Source organism: Sporolactobacillus nakayamae (genome assembly GCF_900113325.1).
Taxonomy (GTDB): Bacteria; Bacillota; Bacilli; order Bacillales; family Sporolactobacillaceae; genus Sporolactobacillus; species Sporolactobacillus nakayamae.
Genome location: NZ_FOOY01000041.1, coordinates 1 through 12,903, shown reverse-complemented (window position 1 = coordinate 12,903; position 12,903 = coordinate 1). Strand labels below are relative to the sequence as shown.

Below are 12,903 nucleotides of genomic sequence, written 5' to 3'. Positions count from 1 at the left end.
GGACACCCTTGCCTTTGGCTAACAGTTCCTACTGCCAAGCCTGTAGCGGACTTTCACCGCCTAGCTGTCGTCCATGCCGGGCGCACGTAAAAAAAAACAGCCGTTTGCCCAACGACTGTTCGTTCAGGTGGAAATCAACAAACCATACGCTTCTAAATATATAAAAGTACAGGATGCTTAATTACTGCTTTTTCGACCGAAAATGTTTTTGAGAGCACGTTTAACAACTTGAAAGAACGTCAGTGACCGAACCATTCGTTCCGGCTTAACGTATTTGCGTATCTCACGTAAAACTTTTTTCGGATGCTTTGAAGAAAACGTGTACGTTCCGTTTTTCTTCGTTCGTAGTGCATAGCGGGGGATCCACTTCCCCTTAAACATCACGGAAGCAACGACATAATCCACTTCTTCCCAGGGAATGCGGATGTATTTCTGCGCATTTCGGTCGTTATAAAACTCAAAGGCATTGTCTCCGATCATAATTTTGCCGTAATCGGTTAGTCCCCCGTAAGAAGTGGCATTGCTTACAAAATCGACTTTTGTGTTTAGTGATTCAACCATTTTCTTTGCTTCACTTCCCTTCGTTCATTTTCTCATTATACTTGTCTTCCATCGATTAAGCTTCACCACAAAATTGCATCAGAAAAAACGAGCAAGCCGGTCCCATAGTCAAGACACTTCTTTAGTGTACAAAAATGCCCAGGCTAGAATTAAATCAAAAAACGCCCAGGCAAGTTCTTTACACTTACATCAAGTGGATTAAGTGGAAAACGACACCAATCACGAATAAGCCAAGAATAATAATGATTGGAGAAACTTTCTTCTTAAGCAGCCACATGCAAAGAAGGGTTAACGCCAATGCAGCTAAACCGGGAATTAAGCTATCCAAGTTGTTTTGTAACGTCGTTACTTTTTGTGCTGCCAATGAAAGACCGGAGGCTTGCTGTTCCAACGCTGATTTAATCCCCTCCGCTCCGGACGGCAAATTGCTCCAATCAATATAAGCACCTTTGTCGAGTTTAACTGAAGATACAACGGGTGTGAATTTTATCGATACCCAGCGGTTAACTAATGAGCCAAGGATGAACATACCAAGTATTGATGCGCCTTTAGTAATGTCCTGAAGTAATCCACCGGACAAGTCTTCGGTAATTTTAGAGCCGGCTTTGTAACCGAATTCTTGTGTATACCACATGAATGCCATACGAATAATATTCCATGCAACGAAATAAATAATTGGTCCAAGAATGTTACCGGTCATCGCAAGAGAAGCGGCTAACGCGCCAAGGATTGGTTTAACCGTGAACCAGAAAACCGGATCACCGATACCTGCGAGCGGACCCATCATACCGACTTTAACCCCTTGAATGGCTACATCGTCAACCGGAGCCCCATTCGCGCGTTCTTCTTCAAGCGCTAAAGTGACACCAATAATCGGTGAAGCTACATAAGGGTGCGTATTAAAGAACTCTAGGTGACGTTTTAGTGCAGCCGAACGAGCGTCCTTAGATTTGTATAATTTTTTGATTGCGGGAATCATTGAATAGGCCCAACCACCGTTTTGCATACGTTCATAGTTCCATGAACCTTGAAGGAACGTTGAACGCCACCAAACAGAAATTCGATCTTTTTTGGATAATTTCAATTCTTGTGCCATTTTTTGTCAGCCTCCTTCTTAGTAATTATCAATAATATCGCCTAGTGGATCACCGGTGTTTGAGTTGCCGCCATTACCTGAGCCGCCTTGTTTGGAAAGGGCCAGATAGATAAGTGCAAGCGCAACACCGATCGCACCAAGGCCGATCAATGTGATTTGTGTCACCGTTGCAAGTACGAAACCAATGGCGAAGAATGGCCATACTTCTTTTGTAGCCATCATGTTAATAACCATGGCATAACCAACGGCTACGACCATGCCCCCGCCGATTGCCAAACCGTCTGTCAGCCAAAGCGGCATTGATGCAAGCAAGCCTCTCACCGGACCGGCACCGATCGCTAAGATCAATGCAGCAGGGATGGCAATACGTACCCCTTGCATGCAGATCGCGATGATGTGCCATAGTTCAACTTTTTTGAAGTTGCCTTCTTTAGCTGCGGCATCCATAAAATGTACAAAAGCGGTCGCAATTGTACGGCAGATGATGGTTAATAATAAACCTGCAACGGCAAGCGGAACGGCAATCGCGATTGCAGAAGATACACCGGCACTGCCCTGCCCGCCAAGAACTAAAATAATTGCGGATGCAATGGATGCGAGTGCAGCGTCAGGCGCTACAGCGGCACCGATATTTGCCCAACCGAGAGCAATCATTTGTAACGTACCGCCTAAGATCAGACATGGTACTAAGTTTCCTGTAACGAGACCGATTAACGTACAAGCGATTACGGGTTGGTGGAAATGAAATTCATCCAAGATTCCTTCCATACCAGCTAGAAATGCGACGATAATGACTAATACAATTTGAATAATGTTTAAATCCATGATTATCGTTCCTCCGTTTCTCCTGATCATTTAGATTATCTTAATCTGTTTAACTCATCTTGAGCTTTCTTGATAATTTCGTCCATGTCACCTTTTGAATCATTTGGAACTTTACGTACATCGAACTTTATACCATCTTTTTTTAACTTAACAAAAGTATCAATATCATCTTGGCTAAAGGCGAGCACCTTGTTCGGTTGAACTTTACCTGGTGAATGTGCCATAGAACCAACGTTGATTGTATCCAATGGAACGCCGCCTTTAACTGCTCTAAACGCATCCTGTGGATTTTCGAAAAGAAGTAATGCGCGTTGACCGCCGAAGTGCTGATCATCGTTTGCAAGCTTGATCATTTGATCAACAGGAATAACATGTGCTTTAACGCCTGGCGGAGCAGCTTGTTGGATCAATTTCTTACGCAGGTCATCCTTGGCTACTGTGTCAGACACAACGATAATCCGTGTCGGCTGTGTCGCCTTTGTCCAAGCGGTCGCTATTTGACCGTGTAGCAAACGAGAGTCAATACGCGCTAACACGTATTTAAATTTGCCAGGGGCACCTGTGTTTAATTTTTGAGCGGGAGCTGCAGCAGCTGCTTTCTCCGTCTCTAATTCTTCAGGTCTTATTTTGACCCCTTCTTTAGCTGTGACCGAAATATGCGCGGCAATTTCACGTGCTGTGTTCATTGATAAACGTGAAGCATACGCTTCGATCACCATCGGTAAGTTCATACCCGCAACGATTGCCCATTTGTCTTTGTGCGCTTCAAATAAGCTGTTGATTTGATTAAAAGGAGTTCCACCCCAAAGATCGACTAAGAACAGAACTTCTTCTGGATCATCGAAGGATGCAATCGCTTTATTCATTTTCGCCTTAACGTCATTGGGACCTTCGTTGGGCATTAAGGTAACCGTTTTGACATTCTCCTGCGCTCCAAAAATCATGGATCCGGATTGGAAAATGCCCTCGGCGAAATTGCCGTGGCTTGCTAGGATAATACCTACCATTGGTTCATACCTCCTATTATCAATAGTTTTACTTTAGCAAATGACTAAAGCACCCGGTTATGTTATCGCTTTCAAAATAATTAAAGCAACCTACCGGATCGATTCGCTGTGCCGAAACCTTCTCACCCCCTTCATGTTTATGGGGATGCACGGTAAAGTAGAGCAGAACGTTTAGAAATCAATCGATCTACACCAAACCTTTTTCGGAAAGTGATTTCCAAAGATTTTTTGAACTATCACTGGAAACTTTGCGGACATCAAGCTTAATACCGTGGTCATGAAACCACTTGAAAGCTTCCACATCAGCTACATTAACAGCGATCGCATCGGTAACCATGACCCGCGTCGTATCAAAACTGATCGCCCCAATATTAACCGAATCAATCGTTATGCCGCCTTCGACAATACGTCTTGCATCAACAGGGTCCTCAACCAGAATCATCGGTTTTAAAATGTCGAAACGCGGATCATGATAGATTCTTATCATTTTCTCCACCGTGATGACATTTGCTCTGATTCCAGGAGGTGCAGCCTGCACGATTAAGGTCTTGCGTGTCTGATCGTTCGCCACACGATCGGACACAACTAAGATGCGATTAACATTGATGGCTTTCGCCCAATTCGTTGTCACTTGACCATGCAGCAAGCGACTGTCAATACGTAATAAACGCACATCCATCGTCATGAACATCCACCACCATTGTTTGTGCGACTAAAACAACTAATCATACCTCTACCTTTTCCGAGCAGATCATCCACGCACATTCATGCATTCGTAGTTTCTGATTACTCTGTCACACATTCATGATTTGAGTTTCAAGCCATGAAAAAGGTCAAAAGTATTCAAAGAATACTACACCACATGATAAGCAATTTACATGCCACTTTTTGTGTATCGCATTCAATGCCCGGTATAACAGCCTTTCTTCACTATTAAGAAAAACAATTGATACAAATAAAATGTGTATCAATTGTTTTGTGTATCGTTTTTTTCTTTTTCTGTCTTAAATAAGGCGACAATATAATACACTTCCGAATCTGAAAGATTAATATTAAGTGTTTCATGCAGAACCTCATTCGCCTGTTTAACAATCGGATACAATTTCTCTGTTCTGACATTCGATCGTTTCTGTTCATCAACACTCATTTCTGAGCGGGTCAAATAACGCTCAATCGCTCCAGCAATATGCATGATCAAACTAATTTTGAATGCATTTGACATTTTAGACTTGCTGCGATGCTGAATAAAATCGCAATAATTCCACAATACTTTTACAATTTTAGCGGGATTAATGAATGTGAAGTACTGCCCCAAATAGTTCTGACTCATTTCTTCCGTTAATAAATCCGAATGTTCCAGATCCTCTGCTTCATGTGCTGTATGATTATTTATTTTTTCAACCAAACCAATAAAACTCTCTCCACCGCCCTGCAATAAATTTTCTAATGAAACAAATGGAGCAGCAACTTCAGGTTTCACAACGCCGGTCGTGGCCACGATTTGATAGTTTTGCTGGATCTTGGCAATTTGTTCGTTCATAGTCACGACTGAGACTGTGATCACTCTGATATCGTCAATCAAATTGTCGACTAATATCTTATCCAGCAGATCCTTAATTCGTCGAGCTGTTCCCTCGCCAGTTGAACAAATTGCAATAATCGCCTTCTCTCTTTGATTTGATATTGTCTGAACATAATTCTTTTTTCTATGAACCTTTTCAATCGTTTGTGCATAGCCGTCAAATTGACGCAATTCCCGATATACTGTTTTAAGATCACTATCGATCAGCGCTGTTTTACGGGCTGCTTCGAGTACCATCGCTGTAGTCACCATATCAATCGTTTTGACATGAACATTCGTTTTCTCGGTCAGTTTACTGCTAAATGTGTTAAGAGATCCCATATCGACCAATAGTAAAACCCCGTTGCCCTGATCAATTTTTTTAACTTGCTCGGCAATACCATCCAACGCGACTTTAGGACTCATTTCAAGCGGCATATCGTAGGCAGCAATATTATCTACGGACAGCAATTGCGAAACAACGTGAACCATTGAGGATGCGGTACTGTTGCCATGGGCTGCTACAACGATTCCAACTTTCCCGGTTTTAGGTTCTGATTTTAAAGATACAAAAAGGATCGCCATGTAATAAACTTCAGATTCAGGAATAGGAAAATGATAATGATCCTCGATCAAGTCTTTAACATGTTCAGCAATCTTGAGTTCAGCTGGATAATCATGGACCATTGAAATCAAATCAGCCGGAATAGTGCGTAACGGTTTTCCTGACTGGACGCGTTTAATAAAAGAACTGATGTGCAGGCTCATCGCATAAATGAAGTTATCTCGGACCGGATAACTCTCTCTTTCCTGAAGCAGCAGTTGGATCCGTTTTGTTAAATCAATAATCTCTTGATCAACGATCTCATTCAAACTGCTGACGTTTCTTTCCAACTTCCCTTGACGATAAAAAGATTTTAAATGCAGATTGATATCGGTCATAATGAAGTTATTGATCGCTGCTTGATCCAATCCTTCATCTTTCAGCAGCGCAGCTTTATCACCAATGATTTCATACAGATTATATGGCAGTTCATAACTGTCACTATCGGGCAGACCACGCTCAGCATCAGGCTTGATCACCATCGTGGGTTCGAGCAATCGACTCAGGTTCCCCAATTCTTGCCGATTGTTCGCCAAGTTGGAAAGTCCATCTTTGATATTAGGCGGCAGCTGGCTAAAAATCAGGGTTATTTCATTTTTATTACGCATGCTATTCAAAAAACCTTGGGCACATACTAATTGAATATTCGATTTTAACTGCCCAACATTTCCGTATGTGACACTTCCCAGCAAAGCTTGGACAACATCTTCACTTAAACGAATATTTTTATGGATCCGATTCGCTTCAAGCGTTAATAATTGTTCTAATAACTGCAACTTTTCACGTGCACTTCTTTGGTTAAAATCGGTCAGTTGAATGATGATCGGGATACGACGGACAAAAGTCTGCAGCAATGAACTTTTCGGGTCTTCAGTCGTTGCGTAAACCAGTCTGACGTCTGCATGATGCACTTTGGCAGTTTCACCTAAGCGGCTGTATGTTCCATGATCCATAAAATAAAAAATCATTTCTTGTCCCTCAGGCGGCAGACGATGGACTTCATCAAGAAAAAGCATGCCGCCATCAGCTTCCTGAATCAGGCCATCTTTATCAGCGTTAGCACCGGTAAAAGCCCCTTTGACGTAGCCAAACAGATGCGACATCAATAACTGCGGATTGTGTGCGTAATCCGCACAATTGAATGTGGTAAATCCCTTTTTGGAAATGATCTCCCTATCCAATGCAAAATGGTACATTTTATTAGCAAAATACGTCTTACCGGATCCTGTCGGACCAATGATCAGTGTGTTCAGTCCATGCGGCGGATAAAGCAATGCCGCTTTGGCCTGCTCGACTTGATTCTTTAGACTGTCGCGACTGCCAATCATGTTATCAAAAACATCCACTTTGTTCTTCTTTGCAGTCGACTTCATTTTAATGCTTTGATTACGGATACGAGCATCTCCCGCGAACCCAATGTTGGGTTTCTGCTCCAGCATAAATCCACGTTCCCCTTCTTCACTATTCATGAAATAGTGAACGGGTCGGCCATTTGTCTTCTTTACTTTTCCCTCTCTGACAAGCTGATTTAACACATTGCTCACATTCGGACGAAGCACACCGATCGCTTCGGATAGTTCGCTCGTTGTAATACCTTGATCCATGCTAAGCGCGCATTTTTCCAGATAGGTTAAAACTTTTTCACGACGTGTCATTATAATCCCTCCTTTTTTAACTCTATTGTGTATCGACAGTGTATCACAGGTTGAAAAAGTAAGCGAATTCATCACCTAAAATTCAGGATTTATTTTGACATCCGATTGCCTGCACGCATCGAGTTAATCACCATCGCATAAGCGAACCGCAATGCTTATAATTACTTGACATTTTTTATTAGTTACTTATAATTGCTTATATAAGATAATTCTTAAATGTTATTTGGGACTTACTATCACCATCGTGACTCATTAAAATTGCAAGACTGACAAACGATATGAAAATCTAGGTTGCGCACAAATGAACTAATTACTGGCGTAAGAAAATAAAACGAATTCCTCCAAATAGAAAGAGGTGGCGCATCATTTACCAAGAAGAACGGCTTGTCGCTATTCTAGACTATTTGCAAAAAGCGCGTACGATGTCCGTTGCTGACATTTGCCAACGTTACACGATCTCACGAGATACGGCCCGTCGCGATATTGTTAAGCTTGTGAACCAAGGAGCTGCAACTCGGACACATGGAGGCATTGCCCTTCCGGATTTAGGCAACAAGATCCTAGCGTATCGTGACCGGCTGCAAACGTATTCTGAAGAAAAAATGCGCATTGGTAAAAAAGCAGTTTCCTATTTAAATACAGATGGCTGTTATTTTCTAAATGCGTCAACCACCATTTCCTGCATGGCAAGGCAAATAGATGCACAGGTCAGCGTCTTTACGCAATCACTCGACGTTGCAGAATTGTTGTCTCAACAACAGAATGCAACCGTCCATTTACTTGGCGGGAAATTGAACCATGAAAATCGTTTTTTCTTTTCTATGGAAAGTGCGCGGCAGATTGAGCAAATTCAATTTGACGGTGTTTTTCTCGGTACAGCAGCAATAGCGGAAGATGGTATTTACTATGAGGATGAAGAAGATGCATGGATCAGCAGGCTTGCAGCTGAACGCTCCGAATGCACAATTATCCTTGCCGATCACAAGAAGTTTGATAACCGAAGCAGGTTCAAAGCCTTTGATTGGGATACCGTGGATGTGCTGATTACAGATCGCACTCTGCCTCAACCAATCCATACATTAATGGAGACACACGGCATCCAACTCATCCTTGCCAATTAATCGTTAATGGAAGCAACTAAAAGGAGATGTAAAACTATGCCCATTCACTTGATTTTCAGTGACATCGATGGTACATTAATCAATTCAAATCATGTCATCACGGAAAAAACGATTCAAGCAATCAAAGGATGTGCAGAGCAATCTATTCCCTTCATCCTGGTATCGGCGCGGATGCCGAGTGGGATTATCCCTTTGCAACAGCAACTCGGTTCATCGGATCCGATTATTTGTTATAGCGGCGCGCTCATCGTCGATACGCACAATGTCTTTTCCGATAATAAGGTCTTGTTGTCGACCACAATGAACCCGCTAACCGCACAATTTGTTTATCAGAAAATATGCAAGTGTTTTCCTAAAATCAGTTTTTCAGCATACAGCTTCGACCGCTGGCTTGTCCCGGAACGTATTGATCCCTGGATCGCTCAAGAACAAGCGATTGCCCGAACACCAGCCTATGCCTGTGCCTTTCACGATCAAACTTTCGATGAATTACCGCCTATTCATAAACTACTCTGCATGGGAGATCCGGCGGATATTGATCAACTTCAGGAAACTTTGGGCAAGTTAAACCTAGATGCTGAATTTTACAAATCAAAACCTACTTATTTGGAAATCATGGCCAGGAACGTGAGCAAGGCACGTGCATTGCGGGAAATCATGGATCGCTATCACATTGACCAGAAGGACACACTCGCATTTGGCGACAACTTCAATGACGTCGCGATGCTTCGATTTGCTGGAATTGGTGTCGCGATGGACAACGCCCCGACACAAGTCAAGGGTGCGGCAGATTTTGTGACTTTATCTAATGATCAGGATGGCATTAAAGCAGCTTTGGAACGATTGGGCGTACTGAAAGTCAACTAAATGCCCGCTCATTAAGCGAGTTCTTCTTTTTTCATTTCCTGTGACAAAATCATAGTTCCATTGATTAATGTTAACAAAAAGGTCACAACTTAGGTGTAAGCGTTTACACATGTTATTATATAATTAACGTGTGCTCAAGAATACTTTGTTCAATTAGTCGACCATTTAAATGAGGAGATGAACGACATGGAAGCAGTAGTAGAAGGAAGTAAGTATGGATCTGCTTGGGATGGATTTGTTGACGGAATTTGGAGTAATGAAATTAACGTTCGCGATTTCATCATGAAAAATATACATGGATATACGAACGACGAATCATTCCTTGCCGGACCAACAAAAAATACGGAACTTCTTTGGAAACAAGTAATGGACCTTTCCGATCAAGAACGGAAGAACGGCGGTGTTCTCGACATGGACACCGAGATCATTTCAACCGTTACCTCTCATCAGCCGGGTTACTTGAATAAACAACTAGAGAAAATAGTCGGTGTGCAAACCGACGCGCCTTTCAAACGTGCGCTGATGCCTTTTGGAGGAATCCGAATGGCAAAGCAGGCATGCGAATCCTATGGATACAAATTAGATGATAAAGTAAACCATTTCTTCACAGAATATAGAAAAACACATAACCAAGGCGTCTTTGATGCCTACACCGATGAAATGAAATTAGCACGCCACGTCGGCATTATTACCGGACTTCCGGACGCATACGGACGCGGACGAATTATCGGAGACTATCGCCGTGTTGCCTTGTACGGCATCGATTTTCTGATTGAGCAAAAGAAAATCGATAAACAAAACACAAGCAGTACAATGAGTGAAGAAGTCATTCGCCTGCGTGAAGAATTATCTGAACAAATTAATGCGCTGCAAGATATTAAAAAAATGGCCGCAAGCTATGGCTTCGATATTTCCAAACCGGCAACAAATGCCCGCGAAGCGTTCCAATGGCTGTACTTCGGTTATTTGGCTGCAGTTAAAGAACAAAATGGTGCCGCTATGAGCCTCGGCAGAACATCATCGTTCCTTGATATTTATATTGAGCGTGACCTTGCGAACCATGTGCTTACTGAAGAAGAAGTTCAGGAATTGGTTGATCACTTCATCATGAAGCTTCGTCTTGTTAAGTTCGCACGTACACCAGATTACAATGAATTATTCAGTGGAGATCCGACTTGGGTAACCGAATCTATCGGCGGCATGTCTGTTGACGGACGCACCCTCGTCACAAAGAACTCGTTCCGCTTCTTGCATACTCTGGAAAATCTCGGACCAGCTCCGGAGCCGAACCTAACCGTACTTTGGTCGAAACAGCTGCCGAAAGCATTCAAAGAATATTGCGCGAAGATCTCCATTAAAACGAGCGCGATTCAATACGAAAATGATGACCTGATGCGCGTTCAATATGGAGACGATTACGGCATTGCTTGCTGCGTATCCGCAATGCGGATCGGAAAACAGATGCAATTCTTCGGCGCACGTGCCAACCTCGCTAAAACACTGCTTTACGCGATCAATGGCGGTGTGGATGAAGTCAAGAAGGTTCAAGTAGCTCCGGCTCTTTCGCCAATTACAAGCGATATTCTGGACTACGATGAAGTTATGGTGAAATTCGACCGGATGATGGATTGGCTGTCCGATCTTTACATCAATACGCTCAACGTCATCCACTTTATGCACGATAAATATTCCTATGAGCGCAGTGAAATGGCCCTTCATGACACGCATATTCTGCGCACGATGGCAACGGGAATTGCCGGACTTAGCGTTGCCGCCGATTCACTAAGCGCCATCAAATACGCGAAAGTCCATGTTCAGCGCGATGAAGACGGCATCGCAGTCGGCTTCACTATCGATGGTGATTTTCCTAAATATGGGAACAATGATGATCGCGTAGATTCTATTGCGGTAGATCTCGTTGAACGGTTCATGGGCAAACTAAGAAAAGTCAGCACTTATCGTGATTCTGTACCTACTTTGTCCATTTTGACCATCACATCGAATGTCGTTTACGGCAAAAAGACCGGCAGCACCCCAGACGGCCGACTTCATGGCGAAGCATTTGCGCCAGGAGCGAACCCAATGCATGGACGGGACAGCAAAGGAGCACTTGCTTCCCTGTCGTCAGTTGCTAAACTGCCTTATCGCTATTCTTTAGATGGTATTTCCAATACATTCTCCATTGTCCCACAAGCGCTTGGCAAAGATGACAGCGTTCGTAGTACAAATTTGGATGCGATGCTTGACGGTTATGCGGTTAAAGGGGGTCATCATATTAATATCAATGTGTTCAACCGTGAGACGCTGATTGATGCGATGGATCATCCTGAAAAGTATCCGCAGCTGACCATCCGTGTTTCCGGATATGCCGTCAACTTTATCAAACTGACTCGTGAGCAACAGTTGGAAGTCGTTCATCGGACCTTCCACAAATCAATTTGAATCAATCCAAAATGGATGTCTGGTTAGGAAAGGAGGGAATCGTCAATGGTCCTTGGCAATATTCATTCCATTGAATCGTTCGGAACAGTTGATGGACCTGGCATTCGATTTGTCGTCTTCACTCAAGGCTGCCCGCTCCGATGCAAATACTGTCACAACGTTGACACTCGAGCAATCGGTACGGGCAAGCAAATCAGCGTCGATGAGATTATCCATGAGCTGAAAGACTACTTGCCGTTTATCCAATCGTCAGGCGGCGGAATTACAGTCAGCGGTGGCGAAGCGTTGCTTCAAATGCCTTTTCTCATCGAGCTATTCAAGGCGTGCAAATCAATCGGAGTTCATACGGCGCTCGACACATCCGGATGCTGTTATGTCGATGCTCCCTTCTTTCACAAGCAGTTTGATGAATTGGCGAAGTACACCGATCTGGTACTTTTAGACATTAAGGAAATTAACTCGGAACGGCACAAATGGCTGACCGGTCAACCAAATGAACACATACTGGCATTTGCCAACGTGTTATCAAAAAAACAAATCCCGGTCTGGATCAGACATGTGCTTGTACCTACAGTTACCGATTCTGAAGAAGACTTGAGTGCACTCGGCGCCTTCATCAACACGCTGAATAATGTGGAGCGCGTCGAAATACTGCCCTATCATCAAATGGGCGTCTACAAATGGGAAGCCATGGGACTTGACTATCCGCTCAAAGGCATTGAATCGCCAACGGATGCAGAAGTGAAACGTGCCGCCCAATTGATCCAGCAAAATATTAGAGAACCAATCGTCACAATCCCGCAATAAAAAAAAAAGCGCTTCGCAGGAAATTCTGCGAAGCGCTTTTTCTATGTGCGCCCGGCATGGACGACAGCTAGGCGGTGAAAGTCCGCTACAGGCTTGGCAGTAGGAACTGTTAGCCAAAGGCAAGGGTGTCCATCGTGAGGTGGAATCTGAAGGAAGCCGGAGGCAAACTTCTGGGCTGATGAACAAGAACTGCATACTAAGGCTGAATAGAGACGGATAAGCCTGCGTAACAAGGTGAAGTCCAATACTGCCCGAATCTCAAATAGTATATGCAGCAGCCACATGGAAGGAAAGCGGTCGTTCTTACCCGGGGAGGTCTTACAAGGGTTCCCGACAAGAGGGAAGGCATTTCCCACA

At 43.5% G+C, this 12,903-nt stretch carries 10 protein-coding genes; 4 read left to right on the top strand and 6 right to left on the bottom strand.

Annotated features, from left to right (window positions below; translation table 11 throughout):
* Positions 1-177 precede the first annotated feature (177 nt).
* The 6 genes from BM003_RS17120 to BM003_RS17095 form a co-directional block, all read right to left on the bottom strand.
* Positions 178-561, bottom strand: coding sequence for a DUF956 family protein (locus BM003_RS17120; protein ID WP_093674836.1), 384 nt, complete (start codon positions 559-561; stop codon positions 178-180).
* Between the two features lie 184 nt (positions 562-745).
* Positions 746-1,657 carry a PTS system mannose/fructose/sorbose family transporter subunit IID gene (locus tag BM003_RS17115; protein WP_093674835.1) on the bottom strand — a complete coding sequence of 304 codons (912 nt, stop codon included), beginning with the start codon at positions 1,655-1,657 and terminating at the stop codon, positions 746-748.
* A gap of 18 nt (positions 1,658-1,675) precedes the next feature.
* Entirely contained in the window at positions 1,676-2,482 is an 807-nt protein-coding gene (locus BM003_RS17110; protein WP_093674834.1) for a PTS mannose/fructose/sorbose transporter subunit IIC, read from the bottom strand.
* 35 nt (positions 2,483-2,517) lie between these two features.
* Entirely contained in the window at positions 2,518-3,489 is a 972-nt protein-coding gene (locus tag BM003_RS17105) for a PTS sugar transporter subunit IIB (RefSeq protein WP_093674833.1), read from the bottom strand.
* Between the two features lie 187 nt (positions 3,490-3,676).
* Positions 3,677-4,174, bottom strand: a complete 498-nt coding sequence (locus BM003_RS17100; RefSeq protein ID WP_093674832.1) for a PTS sugar transporter subunit IIB — start codon at positions 4,172-4,174, stop codon at positions 3,677-3,679.
* 282 nt (positions 4,175-4,456) lie between these two features.
* The gene (locus BM003_RS17095; RefSeq protein ID WP_177184858.1) at positions 4,457-7,309 is read right to left on the bottom strand and encodes a sigma 54-interacting transcriptional regulator; all 2,853 of its coding nucleotides are present in this window, start codon (positions 7,307-7,309) and stop codon (positions 4,457-4,459) included.
* Between the two features lie 326 nt (positions 7,310-7,635).
* Here BM003_RS17095 and BM003_RS17090 point away from each other — a divergent pair, with 326 nt between their 5' ends.
* The 4 genes from BM003_RS17090 (at position 7,636) to pflA (ending at position 12,546) form a co-directional block, all read left to right on the top strand.
* A complete protein-coding gene (locus BM003_RS17090; protein ID WP_342742026.1) occupies positions 7,636-8,430 on the top strand; it encodes a DeoR/GlpR family DNA-binding transcription regulator in 795 nt (264 codons plus the stop codon).
* 36 nt (positions 8,431-8,466) lie between these two features.
* Positions 8,467-9,297, top strand: a complete 831-nt coding sequence (locus BM003_RS17085) for a Cof-type HAD-IIB family hydrolase (protein ID WP_093674830.1) — start codon at positions 8,467-8,469, stop codon at positions 9,295-9,297.
* Between the two features lie 186 nt (positions 9,298-9,483).
* Positions 9,484-11,739 carry a formate C-acetyltransferase gene (pflB, locus tag BM003_RS17080; protein WP_093674829.1) on the top strand — a complete coding sequence of 752 codons (2,256 nt, stop codon included), beginning with the start codon at positions 9,484-9,486 and terminating at the stop codon, positions 11,737-11,739.
* A gap of 45 nt (positions 11,740-11,784) precedes the next feature.
* Positions 11,785-12,546 (top strand): pyruvate formate-lyase-activating protein, encoded by a 762-nt coding sequence (gene pflA, locus BM003_RS17075; protein ID WP_093674828.1) that lies wholly within the window; start codon positions 11,785-11,787, stop codon positions 12,544-12,546.
* Positions 12,547-12,903 lie beyond the last annotated feature (357 nt).